Genomic DNA, 15,668 nt, shown 5'->3' with positions numbered 1-15,668 from the left:
TAGGATCGCCCCATGACGCTGCGCGACGGGCTGGCCGCTATCCTCGTGGTGACGATCCTCGGCCTGGCCTTCGTGGCCATCAAGGCCGGGTTGGAGACCGTCCCGCCTCTGATGCTGTGCACCCTGCGCTTCGGCTTCGCGGCGGTGCCGGCGGTGCTGGTGATCCGGCCGCCCCGCGCACCCGCCCTCCTGGTGACGGCGTTCGGCCTCGCCCTCGGCGTAGGCCAGTTCGGGCTACTGATGACCGCGATCCGGCTCGGGATGCCGGCCGGGCTGTCCTCGCTGCTGATCCAGACGCAGGTGCCGTTCACCGTGGCGCTCGCCTGGGCCGCGATGGGCGAGCGCCCGCGGGTGCTACAGATGCTGGGCGGCGGCGTCGCGCTTCTCGGTGTCGCCGCGGTTGCGCTCGAGCGGGGCGGGAACACCCCTCCGGGGCCGCTGCTGATGGTGGTGGGCGCGGCCCTGGGCTGGGCGAGTGCGAACATCATCGTGAAGCGCATCGGACGGATCGACATGCTGGCGTTGATGGTCTGGGGCAGCCTCGCCACGACGCCGCCGCTGCTGGCCCTGTCGCTGATCGTGGAGGGTCCGGCCGCCCTCGCGCCGCTGCTGCACCCGACCTGGGCGGCGATCGGATCCGTCGCCTTCCAGGCCTATCCGACGACGCTCCTCGCCTTCGCCATCTGGAACCGGCTCCTGACCCGCTACCCCGCCGCCACCGTGACGCCGTTCGCGCTGCTCGTGCCGGTGGCGGGGATCCTGAGCACGCATCTCGTGCTGGGCGAGCCGCTCAGCGCCGACACCCTGGCCGGCGGTAGCCTGATTCTGGCGGGAATCGCGTTGAGTCTCCGCGGGGGCCGGTCCACCGGGAGGACGCGGCCGCCGAAGGATTCACCGCAGACCGTTGTCTGACGACTCGGTCCCGACGCTTCCAGGACCGATCGCCACCGCGGACCGCTTCAGACGCGCTTATTGCGCATCGCTGCCATCACAGGCTGATCGAACGCTATGAATGAAGAAAGGGACGTGGCGCGGGCGACGGGGCTCGAACCCGCGACCTCCGGCGTGACAGGCCGGCACTCTAACCAACTGAGCTACGCCCGCACGGCGTGGTCGCCTCGAAGGGGCGTTTCGCCCGGCGACGGGGCGGGGTTTATGGGGCGGCCGGGGGACTGTCAAGCACGTCAGGCGCGGTTTTGTGCTTGGACCCGCCGAAGGCCCTGCGCGCTTCCGTCGTGTTGCAGGCCTGCCGCCCGTGCCCATCTCTGGGGAGGACTGACAGCCCCCTTTGTGCGACGCGACAAGCCATTGTCACGGGCCGGCGGCTCGACTAAGCCTCCGGCCGCGCGCATCCTGGCATAAGAACAATTCCACGGGCGAATCCGGGTCGGTGTCGCACCGCGGTTTTCTTTCGTCTCGCGAGGCCCTGGCATGACCGGATTGTTGGCGGATTACCTTCCGCTCATCGTGTTCATCGGCGTGGCATTGTTCATTGCCACGGCTCTGCTGGTCGTGCCGTTCCTCGTCGCGTTCAAGAGCCCGGATCCGGAGAAGCTGTCGGCCTACGAGTGCGGGTTCAACGCCTTCGATGATGCCCGCATGAAGTTCGACGTGCGATTCTACCTCGTCGCCATCCTGTTCATCATCTTCGATCTCGAAGTCGCATTCCTGTTTCCCTGGGCAATCACCTTCGGGGATCTGGGCTGGTTCGGCTTCTGGTCGATGATCGTCTTCCTGGGCGTGCTGACCGTCGGCTTCGTCTACGAGTGGCGCAAGGGCGCCCTCGAGTGGGATTGAGCCCCGTCCGCCCCCGCCCGCACCGGATCCCTTGAGTCGCCGATGGCCCTGATCACCGACCCGCACAGCGCCCCGTCCCGCGCCCCCGCGATCGCGCCCCAGCCGAAGGGGATCATCGATCCCAACACCGGCCGCCCGATCGGCGCCGACGACCCGACCTTCCTGTCGATCAGCGACGAGCTGGCCGACCGGGGCTTCCTGCTCACCACCACGGACGAGCTGATCAACTGGGCCCGCACCGGCTCGCTGATGTGGATGACCTTCGGTCTCGCCTGCTGCGCGGTCGAGATGATGCAGATGTCGATGCCGCGCTACGATTGCGAGCGATTCGGCTTCGCCCCCCGCGGCTCGCCCCGCCAGTCCGACGTGATGATCGTCGCCGGCACGCTGACCAACAAGATGGCCCCGGCGCTCCGCAAGGTCTACGACCAGATGCCGGAGCCGCGCTACGTCATCTCGATGGGCTCCTGCGCCAATGGCGGCGGCTACTACCACTATTCCTATTCGGTGGTGCGCGGCTGCGACCGGGTGGTGCCGGTGGACATCTACGTGCCCGGCTGCCCGCCCACCGCCGAGGCGCTGCTCTACGGCGTGCTGCTTCTCCAGAAGAAGATCCGCCGCACCGGCACGATCGAGCGCTGAGGAGCGGCCATGACGAACGGCATCTCGATCCTCTCCCACACCCAGCCGGCCTACGGCGAGGACGCGGTCTCGGCGATGGCCGGGCGGGTCGTCGGCGCCCTCGGACCTGCGGTGGTGTCGCACAGCATCACGTTCGGCGAGCTGACGCTCGTGATCCAGGCGTCCGACATCGTCTACGCGCTGACCTATCTGCGCGACGATCCGGCCTGCGCGTTCCGCAACTTCATCGACATTTGCGGCGTGGACTACCCACAGCGCGAGAAGCGCTTCGACGTGGTCTACCACCTGCTCTCCCTGCGCCATAACCTGCGCATCCGGCTGAAGGTGCAAACCGACGAGGTGACGCCCGTCCCCTCGGTGATCGAAGTGTTCCCGGCCGCAAACTGGTACGAGCGCGAGACCTACGACCTCTACGGGATCCTGTTCTCGGGCCATCCCGACCTGCGCCGCCTGCTCACCGATTACGGGTTCGAGGGGCACCCCCTGCGCAAGGACTTCCCGCTTACCGGCTTCGTCGAGGTCCGCTACGACCAGGACCAGGCGCGCGTCGTGTACGAGCCGGTGAAGCTCACCCAAGAGTTCCGCAACTTCGACTTCCTGTCCCCGTGGGAAGGCACCGATTATGTGCTGCCCGGCGACGAGAAGAAGACGTCGGCCTGACCGCGGAGACTGTTCGTGACTGAACACAATATCCGAAACTTCGCGATCAACTTCGGCCCGCAGCATCCGGCGGCGCACGGCGTGCTGCGCCTCGTGCTGGAACTCGACGGCGAGGTGGTCGAACGCGTCGATCCGCATATCGGGCTGCTCCACCGCGGCACCGAGAAGCTGATCGAGTACAAGACCTACCTGCAGGCGACGCCCTATTTCGACCGGCTCGACTACGTGTCGCCGATGAACCAGGAGCATGCCTTCTGCCTGGCGATCGAGAAGCTCGCCGGGATCGAGGTGCCGCGGCGCGCGCAGCTGATCCGTGTGCTGTTCTGCGAGATCGGCCGCCTGCTGTCGCACCTGCTCAACGTCACCACGCAGGCGATGGATGTCGGCGCCCTCACGCCCCCGCTCTGGGGCTTCGAGGAGCGCGAGAAGCTGATGATCTTCTACGAGCGGGCCTCCGGCGCCCGGCTCCATGCCAACTACTTCCGGCCGGGCGGCGTCCACCAGGACCTGCCGCCGAAGCTGATCGACGACATTGACGCGTTCTGCGACCCGTTCCTGCAGGTCGTTCAGGATCTCGACGACCTCGTCATGGCGAATCGCATCTTCAAGCAGCGCAACGTCGATATCGGCATCGTGTCGGTGGACGAGGCGATGCAGTGGGGCTTCTCCGGCGTGATGGTGCGCGGCTCCGGCATCCCGTGGGACCTGCGCAAGGCGCAGCCCTACGAGTGCTACGAGGAGATGGAGTTCGACATCCCCGTGGGGAAGAACGGCGACACCTACGATCGCCAGGTGATCCGCATGGAGGAGATGCGCGAATCGGTGCGCATCATGAAGCAGTGCGTCGCCAAGCTGCGCGAGCCCGCCGGCCAGGGGCCGATCGCCTCGATCGACGGCAAGTTCGCGCCGCCGCCGCGCCGGGAGATGAAGCGCTCGATGGAGGCGCTCATCCACCACTTCAAGCTTTACACCGAGGGCTTCCACGTGCCCGAGGGCGAGGTCTACGCCGCGGTCGAGGCGCCGAAGGGCGAGTTCGGCGTCTATCTCGTGTCGGACGGGACCAACAAGCCGTATCGCTGCAAGATCCGCGCGCCGGGCTTCGCGCATCTGCAGGCGATGGACTGGATGTGCCGCGGGCACCTTCTCGCCGACGTCTCCTGCGTGCTCGGCACGCTCGACATCGTGTTCGGCGAAGTGGATCGGTAAGACAAGCGATGGCCAACCGCAGACTCGCCCCCGCCTCGGAGCAGCCCGAGAGCTTCGCGTTTTCCTCTGAGAACGCCGAGTGGGCCAAGACCCAGATCGCCAAGTACCCTGAGGGCCGTCAGGCCTCCGCGGTGATCTCGCTCCTGTGGAAGGCGCAGGAGCAGAACGGCGGCTGGCTGCCGCGAGCGGCGATCGAGGCGGTGGCGGCCGAGCTCGGCATGCCGAACATCCGCGTGCTGGAGGTGGTGACCTTCTACACGATGTTCGCCCTGGAGCCGGTGGGCCGGTTCTGGATCCAGGTCTGCGGCACGGTGCCGTGTGATTCCTGCGGCGCGCGCGGGCTGAAGGAGATGCTGCACGACCGGCTCGGGGCCCCCGGCCACGTCTCGGCGGACGGCAATTTCTCCTGGCTCGAGGTCGAGTGCCTCGGTGCCTGCTGCAACGCGCCGATGGTGCAGATCAATCAGGACTATTACGAGGACCTGACGCCCGAATCGCTCGGGCAGCTGATGGACGACCTCGCCGCCGGCCGGCCCGTGAAAATCGGCTCGCAGATCGGGCGCGTCTCGTCCGAGCCCCAGGGCGCCGTGAACACGCTGACCGACCCGACGCTGTTCGACGGCTCGCGGGTCGGCGCGTGGCGCAAGCGTTTCGAGGAGGCCGGGAAGACCGAGGAGCCGGCGGCCAGCCCTGTGGCCAAGACCGGCGAGGCGGAGGCCGGCACGCAGCAGGCCGCGACCAATCCGAAGCCGGCCCGGCCCGATGCCGGCCGCCCGGTCGAGCGGACCGTGAGCGACGCCCCGGCTCAGCGGGCCGCGAACGGCGAGACGCCGGTGAAGCCCGAGGATCGTGCCGATGCGGCCGAGCGCGGCCGGTCCACCGCGAAGCACGGCGCCGCCCGCCCGGGCGACGCGGACGTGCTCGACACGCCGGCCAAGCGCGTCGCCGAGGGCGAGCCCGCCGCGGGTGAGCAGGGCAAGCAAGACGTTCCGGACCGCGATTCGGTCCCGCAGCAGCCGGAGGCCTCCGGCGCGAGCGACGCCGAGGTGGCGGCAGAAACCGAAGAAGCCCGGGTCGCCGGCGTGCTGGCCGCCCTGCCGAAGGACGCGACGCCGGAGCAGAAGGCCGACGCGGTCGGCAAGCGCCCGCCGGGCCTCGACGCCGCCCGGGCCGGAAAGCCGGACGACCTGACGCGCATCGCGGGCGTCGAGCCGGAAGAGGCTCAGCGCCTGAACGGCCTCGGCATCCATCATTTCGACCAGATCGCCGCCTGGAGCCGCGACGAAATCACCTGGGTCGGCACCTACCTCGCGGTCCCGGGTCGCATCGACCGGGAGGACTGGGTGGGTCAGGCCAAGACCCTGTCGGCGCCGGCTCAGTGAGGACCTGACATGCTGTCGGATCAGGATCGCATCTTCACCAACCTCTACGGCCTGCACTCGCCGGGCCTGGAGGCCGCCAAGAAGCGCGGCGCCTGGGACGGGACCAAGTTCCTCCTGGAGCAGGGCCGCGATTGGATCATCGAGGAGATGAAGGCCTCGGGCCTGCGCGGCCGCGGCGGCGCGGGCTTCCCGACCGGCCTCAAGTGGTCGTTCATGCCCAAGAAGTCCGACGGGCGCCCGCACTACCTCGTGGTCAACGCCGACGAGTCGGAGCCGGGCACCTGCAAGGACCGGGAGATCATGCGGCACGATCCGCATCTCCTGATCGAGGGCTGCATGCTGGCCTGCTTCGCGATGAACGCGCATGCCTGCTACATCTACATCCGCGGCGAGTACGTCGCCGAGAAGCACGCCCTGCAGAAGGCCGTGGACGAGGCCTACGCGGCCCGCCTCGTCGGCCAGTCGAACGTGCACGACTACCCCTTCGACATCTACGTCCACCACGGCGCGGGCGCTTATATCTGCGGCGAGGAGACGGCCCTCATCGAGAGCCTGGAGGGCAAGAAGGGAATGCCGCGGCTGAAGCCGCCGTTCCCGGCCAATATGGGCCTCTACGGCTGCCCGACGACCGTGAACAACGTCGAGTCGATCGCGGTCGCCGGCACGATCCTGCGCCGGGGCGGTGCGTGGTTCGCGGGGCTCGGCGGCAAGAACAACACCGGCACGAAGCTGTTCTGCGTCTCCGGCCACGTCAACACGCCGTGCAACGTCGAGGAGGAGCTGGGCATCACCTTCCGCGAGCTCATCGACCGCCATTGCGGCGGCATGCGCGGCGGCTGGGACAACCTGCTGTGCTCGATCCCGGGTGGCTCCTCGGTGCCGCTGGTGCCGGCCGAGCAGATCATCGACGCCAAGATGGATTTCGACACGCTGCGCAACCTCGGCTCCGGCCTCGGCACCGCGGCGGTGATCGTCCTCGACAAATCCACCGACATCGTCGCGGCGATCACGCGGATCTCGTACTTCTACAAGCACGAATCCTGCGGCCAGTGCACGCCCTGCCGGGAGGGCACCGGCTGGATGTGGCGGGTGATGCAGCGCATGACCGAGGGCCGCGCGCAGAAGCGCGAGATCGACATGCTGTTCGAGGTCACCAAGCAGATCGAGGGTCACACGATCTGCGCGCTCGGCGACGCGGCGGCCTGGCCGATCCAGGGCCTGATCAAGCACTTCCGCCCCGAGATCGAGAAGCGCATCGACCGCTACACCGCGAACCCGCACAGCGAGCCTGTGCCGATGGCCGCGGAGTAACCACTATGGCCGAGCCGGAGAACCATACGCTCGTCCTCCTGCGCGAGATCCGCGAGACCGTGGGCGGCATCGCACGCGTGCAGGACGAGCATGGTCAGCGGCTCGCACATATCGAGACCCGAATCGACGAGATGCACGAGAGCATGGTGACGGGACCCGGTCTCGCCGCGCACGCCGACATCCGGCACGACACGGTCGAGAAGCGTCTGACCGATCTCACCAAGCGCGTGGAGCGCCTGGAGCAACAGAAATGACAAAAATCCTCGTCGACGGCATCGAGGTCGAAGTTCCGGCCGAATACACGCTGCTCCAGGCCTGCGAGGCCGCGGGGGCCGAGATTCCGCGCTTCTGCTTCCATGAGCGCCTGTCGATCGCCGGCAATTGCCGGATGTGCCTCGTCGAGCTGAAGGGCGCGCCTAAGCCGGTGGCGAGCTGCGCCTACGCGGTGAAGGATTGCCGCCCCGGCCCGAACGGCGAGCCGCCGGAGGTGCTGACCCGCTCCGGCCTGACCAAGAAGGCGCGGGAAGGGGTGATGGAGTTCCTCCTCATCAACCACCCGCTCGATTGCCCGATCTGCGACCAGGGCGGCCATTGCGACCTGCAGGATCAGGCCATGGCGTACGGGGTCGATTCGACCCGCTACACGGAGAACAAGCGGGCGGTCGAGGAGAAGCATATCGGCCCGCTGGTGCGGACCGCGATGAACCGCTGCATCCACTGCACCCGCTGCGTGCGCTTCCTGGCCGAGGTGGCGGGCGTGCCGGATCTCGGCGCGATCGGGCGCGGCGAGGACATGGAGATCACGAGCTACCTCGAGCAGTCGATGGCCTCGGAGCTGCAGGGCAACGTCGCCGATCTCTGCCCGGTGGGCGCCCTCGTCCACCGGCCGCAGAGCTACAACGTCCGGCCCTGGGAGCTGAACAAGACCGAATCGGTCGACGTGATGGATGCGGTCGGCTCGTCGATCCGCATCGACACCCGCGGCCGCGAGGTCATGCAGATCGAGCCGCGGATCAGCGAGGAGATCAACGAGGAGTGGATCTCCGACAAGACCCGCTACCACATCGACGGTCTGCGTATGCAGCGCCTCGACCGGCCGTATCTGCGCGAGAACGGCCGCCTGCGCCCCGCCTCCTGGGGTGAGGCGTTCCAGGCCATCGCCGCCCGGGTGAAGGGCGCGGATCCCAAGCGCGTCGGCGCCATCGTCGGCGATCTTTCGGGTGTCGAAGAGATTTACGCGCTCCGCGAGCTGATCCGGAGCCTGGGCTCGCCGAACCTCGACTGCCGCCAGACCGATGCCGGCCTGGACCCGGCGCTCGGCCGCGCCTCCTACATCTTCAACCCGACCATTCCGGGGATCGAGGCGGCGGACGCCATCCTGATCGTCGGCGCCAACCCGCGCACCGAGGCTTCGCTGCTGAACGTGCGCATCCGCAAGCGCTGGCGCATGGCGCCGCTGGCGGTGGGCGTGATCGGCGAGCCGGTCGATCTGACCTATCCGAGCCACTACATCGGCGCCGGCCCCGATTCGCTGGCCGCGCTGGCGCGCGGCGAGCACAGCTTCCTGGAGATCCTCAGGGAGGCAAAGGCGCCACTCGTGATCGTCGGTGCCAATGCCGAGCCGGGCATCCTCGCCGCGGCCGCCAAGCTCGCCCAGGAGATCGGCGCGGTCTCGGCCGAGGGGAACGGTTTCGGCGTTCTGCACACCGCGGCGGCCCGGGTCGGCGCCCTCGATCTCGGCTTCGTGCCGGGGGAGGGCGGCCTGACCTTCGCGCAGATGCTGGAGCCCGGCGCGCTGGACGTCCTGTTCAACCTCGGCGCCGACGAGCGCGACGTCGCCCCGGGCGCCTTCGTGGTCTACCAGGGCAGCCACGGCGACCGCGGCGCCTCCCGCGCCGACGTGATCCTGCCGGGGGCCGCCTACAGCGAGAAGTCGGCGACCTGGGTGAACACGGAAGGCCGGGTCCAGATGGGCAACCGCGCCGCCTTCCCGCCGGGCGACGCCCGCGAGGATTGGGCGATCCTGCGCGCCCTGTCGGACGTGCTCGGCAAGCGCCTGCCGTTCGATTCGCTCACCGCGCTCCGCCGGGCGCTCTACGCCGCCCACCCGCATTTCGCGGCGATCGGCGCTGTGGAGCCCGGCACCGTGACCGAGGCCGTGGAGAAGCTGGCGGGCCTCGGCGGCACGGCCACCGGACCGGCCTTCGCCTCGCCCGTGATCGACTTCTACCTCACCAACCCGATCGCCCGCGCCTCGCGCATCCTCGCCGAGTGCTCGCGCCTTGCCCGGGAGCGCGCCGCCGAGGCGCGGCCCCTGGCGGCGGCCGAGTAGGAGCTTTTTGACCGATGACGCCGCTCGAAATCCTCGGGACCGTGCTCCTGATCGTGCTGAAGAGCTTCGTGCTCCTCGCCGCGCTCCTCGTCTTCATCGCCTACGCGCTGCTGGCCGACCGGAAGATCTGGGCGGCGGTCCAGCTCCGGCGCGGCCCGAACGTGGTCGGGCCCTTCGGCCTGTTCCAGTCCTTCGCCGATCTGCTGAAGTTCGTGCTCAAGGAGCCGGTGATCCCGGCGGGCGCCAACAAGGCGATCTACCTGCTGGCGCCGCTGGTCTTCGCGATGCTGGCCCTGTCGAGCTGGGCGGTAATTCCCCTGGCCGACGGCTGGGCGATCGCGGACATCAATGTCGGCATCACCTACATCTTCGCGATCTCGTCGCTCGGCGTCTACGGCGTCATCATGGGCGGCTGGGCGTCGAACTCGAAATACGCCTTCCTGGGCGCGCTGCGCTCCGCGGCGCAGATGATCTCCTACGAGGTCTCGCTCGGCTTCGTGATCATCTGCGTGCTGCTCTGCGCCGGCTCGCTCAACCTCTCGCGGATCGTGATGGCGCAGGACACCAGCCTCGGCCTGTTCGGCTGGTACTGGCTGTGGCTGTTCCCGATGTTCGTGGTGTTCTTCATCTCGGCGCTCGCCGAGACGAACCGCCCGCCCTTCGACCTGCCGGAGGCCGAATCGGAGCTCGTGGCCGGCTACATGGTCGAGTATTCCTCGACCCCGTACCTGCTGTTCATGCTGGGCGAGTACGTCGCCATCATGAGCATGTGCGCCCTCGGCACCGTGCTCTTCCTGGGGGGCTGGCTGTCGCCGATCCCGTTCGCGCCCTTCACCTGGGTGCCCGGCGTGATCTGGTTCGTCCTGAAGGCGAGCTTCCTGTTCTTCCTGTTCGCGATGGTGAAGTCGATCGTGCCGCGCTACCGCTACGATCAGCTCATGCGCCTCGGCTGGAAGGTGTTTTTGCCCATTTCGCTCGTCTCGGTGGTGGTCGTGGCCTTCGTGTTGAAGCTCACCGGCCTGGCCCCGGGCGCGTGAGTCATTGAATCCGGAGATCACGGCATGAAGCTGGATCAGGTCGCCAAGAGCCTTCTGCTCAAGGAGTTCGTGTCGGGGATGATCCTCGGCATGCGCTACTTCTTCAAGCCGAAGGCCACAATCAACTACCCCTTCGAGATGGGCCATCGCGGGCCCCGCTTCCGGGGTGAGCACGCCCTGCGCCGCTACCCCAACGGCGAAGAGCGCTGCATCGCCTGCAAGCTCTGCGAGGCGATCTGCCCGGCCCAGGCGATCACCATCGAGGCCGGTCCCCGGCGCAACGACGGTACGCGCCGGACGACTCGGTACGACATCGACATGGTGAAGTGCATCTATTGTGGCATGTGCCAGGAGGCCTGCCCGGTCGATGCGATCGTCGAGGGGCCGAACTTCGAATTCTCGGTGGAGACCCGAGAGGAGCTTCTCTACGACAAGGCGAAGCTTCTTCTGAACGGCGACCGCTGGGAGCGCGAAATCGCCCGCAACATCGCGATGGACGCGCCTTATCGCTGACTCATGCCGGGGGCGCTGTTGTGCCCCCGCCGACCGGGTTCTATAGACGGGCCGCCCGCTGCGGACCGTCTTCACGCACGGCAGAAGGGGCCGCTCCGGCGGCCGATCCCGACCAGCGCATGACCGCAGCAGCCGCCTTCTTCTATCTGTTCGCGAGCATCACGGTCGCGTCGGGCTTCATGGTGATCGCCTCGCGCAATCCCGTGGCCTCTGTGCTGTTCCTGATCCTCGCCTTCGTGAACGCCGCGGGGCTCTTCGTCCTGATGGGCGCCGAATTCCTGGCGATGATCCTCGTCGTGGTCTACGTCGGCGCCGTCGCGGTGCTGTTCCTGTTCGTTGTGATGATGCTCGACGTGGATTTCGCCGAACTGCGCCAGGGCTTCCAGCAATACCTGCCGGTGGGCGCGCTGATCGGCGCGATCTTCCTGGTCGAGCTGCTGCTGGTGGTGGGCTCCTGGAGCATCGATCCCGGCCTCGTCCAGGCGCCGCTCGGCAACGTGGCGTCGGCCGAGAACCTGACCAACGCCCAGGCGCTGGGGCGGGTGATCTACACGGACTACGCCTACTTCTTCCAGCTCGCCGGCCTGATCCTGCTGGTCGCCATGATCGGCGCGATCGTGCTGACGCTGCGTGACCGGCCGGGCGTCAAGCGCCAGGACATCGCGGTCCAGAACGCCCGCACCCAGGCCATGGCGGTGGAGACCCGCAAGGTCCCGTCGCGCCAGGGTGTCGAGGTCTGATGTCCGCCAGGGGAATCGAACGATGATCGGCCTGAGCCACTACCTCACCGTCGCGGCGATCCTGTTCACGCTCGGCGTGCTCGGCATCTTCATCAACCGCAAGAACATCATCGTCATCCTGATGTCGGTCGAGCTGATCCTGCTCTCGGTCAACATCAACCTCGTCGCCTTCTCGACGCAGCTGAACGACATCACCGGACAGGTCTTCGCCCTGTTCGTGCTGACGGTCGCGGCCGCCGAATCGGCGATCGGCCTCGCCATCCTGGTGGTGTTCTTCCGCAACCGCGGCTCCATCGCGGTCGAGGACGTGAGCATGATGAAGGGCTAGGGCCACCTTCCCCGCCGCCCCGATTCACATCCGGACGCCGCCGCTTCACGGCCGGCCCGGAGGACGGACTGCAAGAGAGCGATGTATCACGCGATCGTCTTCTTCCCGCTCATCGGCTTCCTGATCGCCGGCCTGTTCGGCCGGTACATCGGGGCGCGGGCCTGCGAGTACATCACCACGGCGTTCCTCGCCTTCACGGCGCTGATCGCGTGGGGCGTGTTCATCGACGGCGGACACGCCGAGCGGGTGCAGGTGGCGTCCTGGTTCTCGGCCGGCGACCTGCAGGTCGACTGGGCCTTCAAGGTCGACACCCTGACCCGGGTGATGCTGGTGGTGGTCACCACGGTCTCGACCCTCGTGCACCTCTACTCCGTGGGCTACATGGAGGAGGATCCGCACCGGCCGCGCTTCTTCGCCTATCTGTCGCTGTTCACCTTCGCCATGCTGATGCTGGTGACGGCCGACAACCTCGTGCAGATGTTCTTCGGCTGGGAGGGCGTGGGCCTCGCCTCCTATCTGCTGATCGGCTTCTGGTACGAGAAGCCCTCGGCCAACGCCGCCGCCATGAAGGCGTTCATCGTCAACCGCGTCGGCGATTTCGGCTTCTCCCTCGGCATCTTCCTGGTCTTCGTGCTGACCGGCTCGGTGGCGTTCGACGCGATCTTCGGCAAGGTCGACGCGATCAAGACGCTCTCATTCCACTTCCTCGGCTACGATTGGAACGCCCTGACGCTCGCCTGCCTGCTGCTGTTCATGGGCGCCATGGGCAAGTCGGCGCAGTTCCTGCTGCACACGTGGCTGCCCGACGCCATGGAGGGCCCGACCCCGGTTTCGGCGCTGATCCACGCCGCCACCATGGTCACCGCTGGCGTGTTCATGGTCGCCCGCCTGTCGCCGCTGTTCGAGGAGGCGCCGAACGCGCTGGTCGTCGTGACGGTGATCGGCGGCATCACGGCGTTCTTCGCGGCCACGATCGGGCTCGTTCAGAACGACATCAAGCGGGTGATCGCCTACTCGACCTGCTCACAGCTCGGCTACATGTTCGTGGCGCTCGGCGTCGGCGCCTATTCGGCCGCGGTGTTCCATCTGTTCACCCACGCCTTCTTCAAGGCGCTGCTGTTCCTCGGGGCCGGCTCGGTCATCCACGCGATGCACCACGAGCAGGACATGCGGAACATGGGCGGCCTGCGCCGCTACATCCCCTACACCAGCGCCATGATGGCGATCGGCTCCCTCGCGCTGATCGGCTTCCCCTACACGGCCGGCTACTACTCGAAGGATGCGATCATCGAGGCGGCCTATGCCTCGACCCGGCCGGGGCACACGCTCGCGTTCCTGTGCGTCGTCGTGGCGGCGTTCTTCACCTCGTTCTATTCCTGGCGCCTGTTCTTCATGACCTTCGAGGGGCCGGCCCGCTGGGGCGCGCATGCGGCTCACGATCACCACGACGCCCCCGCGGTCGCGCATTCCGTCATGGCCCACGAGGCCGACGGGGCGCCCGGCCATACCGAAGGCGTCGCCCACGACGACAAGGGCCACGACATTGAGCCGGCCCACAAGAGCGACGTGGTGGCCGACGACCATCACGGGCACGGCCATCACGGGGACCATACGCCCCATGAGAGCCCGCTGGTGATGACGGTGCCGCTGGCGATCCTCGCCTTCGGGGCGCTGTTCGCCGGGATCATCTTCCACAACCGCTTCATCGGCGAGGGGATGGACGCGTTCTGGGGCCACGCCCTGGCGCACGGGCCGAACAACCACATCATGCACGAGATCCACGAGGTCCCGGCGCTGGTCTCCTACTCGCCGCTGGTCATGCTGATCCTCGGCTTCGTCCTGGCCTACTGGATGTATATCCGCCGGCCGGAGCTTCCGGGCGAGCTCGCCGCGCAGCAGCCGTCGCTGTACCGGTTCCTGCTGAACAAGTGGTACTTCGACGAGATCTACGACCGGATCTTCGTCCGGCCGGCCAAGGATTTCGGCCTGTTCCTCTGGAAGCAGGGTGATGGACGGATCATCGACGGGCTGGGGCCGAACGGCATCGCGGCGCGGGTCGTCGACGTCACCCGCGGGGTGGTCCGCCTCCAGACCGGCTACCTCTACCACTACGCCTTCGTGATGCTCATCGGCGTCGCCGGCCTGATCAGCTGGTACCTGATGTCCGGCCTGCCCAAGGGTGCTCACTGATGTTCGGCCTCGGCATCCTCTCCGGCCTGCTGATCGTGCCGCTCTGCGGCGCGGCCTTCATCCTGACGCTGAACGGCGACGAGGAATCGGTCGCCCGCAACAGCCGCTGGGCCGCGCTCGCCACCACGGTGGTCACCTTCCTCCTCTCGCTGGTTGCCTGGAGCCGCTACGACACCGCCTCGTCGAGCTTCCAGCTGGTCGAGAGCCACGCGTGGCTGACCGACACGATCCGGTTCAAGCTGGGCGTCGACGGCTTCTCCGTGCCGCTGATCCTGCTGACCACCTTCCTGATGCCGTTCTGCATCGGCGCCTCGTGGCACTCGATCCACTTCCGGGTGAAGGAGTACTTCGTCGCCTTCCTCGTCCTCGAGACGACGATGATCGGCGTGTTCGCCTCGCTGGACCTGCTGCTGTTCTACCTGTTCTTCGAGGCCGGCCTGATCCCGATGTTCCTGATCATCGGCATCTGGGGCGGCGCGCGCCGGGTCTATGCCAGCTTCAAGTTCTTCCTCTACACCCTGCTCGGCTCGGTTCTGATGCTGCTCGCCGTGATGGCGATGTACTGGCAGGCCGGCACCACCGACATCCCGACCCTGCTGCAGTACCGGTTCCCGGTGCAGATGCAGACCTGGCTGTGGCTCGCCTTCTTCGCCTCCTTCGCGGTGAAGATGCCGATGTGGCCGGTCCATACCTGGCTGCCCGACGCACACGTGGAGGCGCCGACCGCCGGATCGGTGATCCTGGCCGGCATCCTCCTGAAGATGGGCGGCTACGGCTTCATCCGGATCTCGCTGCCGATGCTGCCGGTGGCGAGCCACGATTTCGCGCCCCTCGTCTTCGCGCTGTCGGTGATCGCGATCATCTTTACGTCGCTCATCGCGATGATGCAGACCGACATCAAGAAGCTGATCGCCTACTCGTCGGTGGCCCATATGGGCTTCGTGACGCTCGGCCTGTTCACCCTGAACGAGCAGGGCATCCAGGGCGCGCTGTTCCTGATGATCTCCCACGGCATCGTGTCGGGCGCGCTCTTCCTCTGCGTCGGCGTGGTCTACGACCGGATGCACACCCGCGAGATCTCGGCCTATGGCGGCCTCGTAAAGCGGATGCCGCTCTACGCGGTGGCCATGATGGTGTTCACCATGGCCAATGTCGGCCTGCCCGGCACCTCGGGTTTCGTGGGCGAGTTCCTGTCGATGCTCGGCGCCTTCAAGGCGAACCCGAACGTCGCCTTCTTCTCGACCTTCGGCATCATCCTGTCGGCGGGCTATGCCCTGTGGCTCTACGCCCGGGTGGTCTACGGCAAGCTGGAGAAACCGAACCTCCAGGGCATCCTGGATCTCGACCTGCGCGAGAAGATCATCCTGGCACCGCTGGTGGTGCTGACGATCTATTACGGCGTGCATCCGGCCCCCGTGCTCGACGTGTTCGCGCCCTCGACCGACGCGCTGATGGCGAGCATCAAGACCGCGCTCTCGAACACCCAGACGGCCGCTGCGGCGCTGCCGATCCCGCGCTGAGGCGGACACC

At 67.4% G+C, this 15,668-nt stretch carries 15 protein-coding genes and 1 tRNA gene; 15 read left to right on the top strand and 1 reads right to left on the bottom strand.

The features are described from left to right. The first annotated feature begins 12 nt into the window (after positions 1–12). Complete coding sequence (locus AAHG09_RS18490) at positions 13–912, top strand: EamA family transporter (protein WP_342108912.1); 900 nt, start codon at positions 13–15, stop codon at positions 910–912. A gap of 115 nt (positions 913–1,027) precedes the next feature. Here AAHG09_RS18490 and AAHG09_RS18485 read toward each other — a convergent pair. Continuing rightward, positions 1,028–1,104: transfer RNA gene (locus AAHG09_RS18485), tRNA-Asp, on the bottom strand. Positions 1,105–1,431: 327 nt separating this feature from the next. On the opposite strand from AAHG09_RS18485, the gene AAHG09_RS18480 reads away from it, so the two are divergent. The 14 genes from AAHG09_RS18480 (at position 1,432) to AAHG09_RS18415 (ending at position 15,658) form a co-directional block, all read left to right on the top strand. Continuing rightward, complete coding sequence (locus AAHG09_RS18480) at positions 1,432–1,797, top strand: NADH-quinone oxidoreductase subunit A (protein WP_007560754.1); 366 nt, start codon at positions 1,432–1,434, stop codon at positions 1,795–1,797. A 42-nt stretch (positions 1,798–1,839) separates the two neighbouring features. Further along, positions 1,840–2,439 (top strand): NuoB/complex I 20 kDa subunit family protein, encoded by a 600-nt coding sequence (locus AAHG09_RS18475; RefSeq protein ID WP_342108911.1) that lies wholly within the window; start codon positions 1,840–1,842, stop codon positions 2,437–2,439. Between the two features lie 9 nt (positions 2,440–2,448). Then, positions 2,449–3,099, top strand: coding sequence for an NADH-quinone oxidoreductase subunit C (locus AAHG09_RS18470; RefSeq protein WP_342108910.1), 651 nt, complete (start codon positions 2,449–2,451; stop codon positions 3,097–3,099). Positions 3,100–3,114: 15 nt separating this feature from the next. Further along, on the top strand, positions 3,115–4,305 hold the full coding sequence (locus AAHG09_RS18465) for an NADH-quinone oxidoreductase subunit D (protein ID WP_342108909.1): 1,191 nt from the start codon (positions 3,115–3,117) through the stop codon (positions 4,303–4,305). 8 nt (positions 4,306–4,313) lie between these two features. Beyond that, a complete protein-coding gene (gene nuoE, locus AAHG09_RS18460) occupies positions 4,314–5,687 on the top strand; it encodes an NADH-quinone oxidoreductase subunit NuoE (RefSeq protein WP_342108908.1) in 1,374 nt (457 codons plus the stop codon). A 9-nt stretch (positions 5,688–5,696) separates the two neighbouring features. Continuing rightward, the gene (gene nuoF / locus AAHG09_RS18455; RefSeq protein ID WP_244006227.1) at positions 5,697–6,998 is read left to right on the top strand and encodes an NADH-quinone oxidoreductase subunit NuoF; all 1,302 of its coding nucleotides are present in this window, start codon (positions 5,697–5,699) and stop codon (positions 6,996–6,998) included. 5 nt (positions 6,999–7,003) lie between these two features. Continuing rightward, on the top strand, positions 7,004–7,252 hold the full coding sequence (locus AAHG09_RS18450) for a hypothetical protein (protein ID WP_342108907.1): 249 nt from the start codon (positions 7,004–7,006) through the stop codon (positions 7,250–7,252). Continuing rightward, positions 7,249–9,330: an NADH-quinone oxidoreductase subunit NuoG gene (gene nuoG / locus AAHG09_RS18445; protein WP_342108906.1), complete on the top strand. Its 2,082-nt coding sequence runs from the start codon at positions 7,249–7,251 to the stop codon at positions 9,328–9,330. The genes AAHG09_RS18450 and nuoG overlap by 4 nt, the downstream gene beginning before the upstream one ends. A gap of 14 nt (positions 9,331–9,344) precedes the next feature. Then, positions 9,345–10,367: an NADH-quinone oxidoreductase subunit NuoH gene (gene nuoH / locus AAHG09_RS18440; RefSeq protein ID WP_342108905.1), complete on the top strand. Its 1,023-nt coding sequence runs from the start codon at positions 9,345–9,347 to the stop codon at positions 10,365–10,367. 24 nt (positions 10,368–10,391) lie between these two features. Continuing rightward, positions 10,392–10,880, top strand: a complete 489-nt coding sequence (nuoI, locus tag AAHG09_RS18435; RefSeq protein ID WP_091715437.1) for an NADH-quinone oxidoreductase subunit NuoI — start codon at positions 10,392–10,394, stop codon at positions 10,878–10,880. Between the two features lie 119 nt (positions 10,881–10,999). Beyond that, the gene (locus AAHG09_RS18430) at positions 11,000–11,620 is read left to right on the top strand and encodes an NADH-quinone oxidoreductase subunit J (protein ID WP_091715436.1); all 621 of its coding nucleotides are present in this window, start codon (positions 11,000–11,002) and stop codon (positions 11,618–11,620) included. A gap of 22 nt (positions 11,621–11,642) precedes the next feature. Further along, positions 11,643–11,948, top strand: coding sequence for an NADH-quinone oxidoreductase subunit NuoK (gene nuoK / locus AAHG09_RS18425; RefSeq protein WP_010686008.1), 306 nt, complete (start codon positions 11,643–11,645; stop codon positions 11,946–11,948). An 81-nt stretch (positions 11,949–12,029) separates the two neighbouring features. Next, positions 12,030–14,138: an NADH-quinone oxidoreductase subunit L gene (nuoL, locus tag AAHG09_RS18420; RefSeq protein WP_342108904.1), complete on the top strand. Its 2,109-nt coding sequence runs from the start codon at positions 12,030–12,032 to the stop codon at positions 14,136–14,138. After that, entirely contained in the window at positions 14,138–15,658 is a 1,521-nt protein-coding gene (locus tag AAHG09_RS18415; RefSeq protein WP_342108903.1) for an NADH-quinone oxidoreductase subunit M, read from the top strand. The genes nuoL and AAHG09_RS18415 overlap by 1 nt, the downstream gene beginning before the upstream one ends. Positions 15,659–15,668: the final 10 nt, after the last annotated feature.

Source organism: Methylobacterium guangdongense (assembly GCF_038442355.1).
In the GTDB taxonomy this organism is placed as follows: Bacteria; Pseudomonadota; Alphaproteobacteria; order Rhizobiales; family Beijerinckiaceae; genus Methylobacterium; species Methylobacterium guangdongense.
The sequence above is the reverse complement of the archived record's forward strand: the minus strand, read 5'-3'. Positions and strand labels throughout refer to the sequence as shown.

What these genes read in the sequence shown, in the direction of transcription:
- AAHG09_RS18490 (WP_342108912.1), top strand. Translation starts at nt 13, where the DNA reads ATGACGCTGCGCGACGGGCTGGCCGCTATCCTCGTGGTGACGATCCTC.
- AAHG09_RS18480 (WP_007560754.1), top strand. Translation starts at nt 1,432, where the DNA reads ATGACCGGATTGTTGGCGGATTACCTTCCGCTCATCGTGTTCATCGGC.
- AAHG09_RS18475 (WP_342108911.1), top strand. Translation starts at nt 1,840, where the DNA reads ATGGCCCTGATCACCGACCCGCACAGCGCCCCGTCCCGCGCCCCCGCG.
- AAHG09_RS18470 (WP_342108910.1), top strand. Translation starts at nt 2,449, where the DNA reads ATGACGAACGGCATCTCGATCCTCTCCCACACCCAGCCGGCCTACGGC.
- nuoE (WP_342108908.1), top strand. Translation starts at nt 4,314, where the DNA reads ATGGCCAACCGCAGACTCGCCCCCGCCTCGGAGCAGCCCGAGAGCTTC.
- nuoF (WP_244006227.1), top strand. Translation starts at nt 5,697, where the DNA reads ATGCTGTCGGATCAGGATCGCATCTTCACCAACCTCTACGGCCTGCAC.
- AAHG09_RS18450 (WP_342108907.1), top strand. Translation starts at nt 7,004, where the DNA reads ATGGCCGAGCCGGAGAACCATACGCTCGTCCTCCTGCGCGAGATCCGC.
- nuoG (WP_342108906.1), top strand. Translation starts at nt 7,249, where the DNA reads ATGACAAAAATCCTCGTCGACGGCATCGAGGTCGAAGTTCCGGCCGAA.
- nuoH (WP_342108905.1), top strand. Translation starts at nt 9,345, where the DNA reads ATGACGCCGCTCGAAATCCTCGGGACCGTGCTCCTGATCGTGCTGAAG.
- nuoI (WP_091715437.1), top strand. Translation starts at nt 10,392, where the DNA reads ATGAAGCTGGATCAGGTCGCCAAGAGCCTTCTGCTCAAGGAGTTCGTG.
- AAHG09_RS18430 (WP_091715436.1), top strand. Translation starts at nt 11,000, where the DNA reads ATGACCGCAGCAGCCGCCTTCTTCTATCTGTTCGCGAGCATCACGGTC.
- nuoK (WP_010686008.1), top strand. Translation starts at nt 11,643, where the DNA reads ATGATCGGCCTGAGCCACTACCTCACCGTCGCGGCGATCCTGTTCACG.
- nuoL (WP_342108904.1), top strand. Translation starts at nt 12,030, where the DNA reads ATGTATCACGCGATCGTCTTCTTCCCGCTCATCGGCTTCCTGATCGCC.
- AAHG09_RS18415 (WP_342108903.1), top strand. Translation starts at nt 14,138, where the DNA reads ATGTTCGGCCTCGGCATCCTCTCCGGCCTGCTGATCGTGCCGCTCTGC.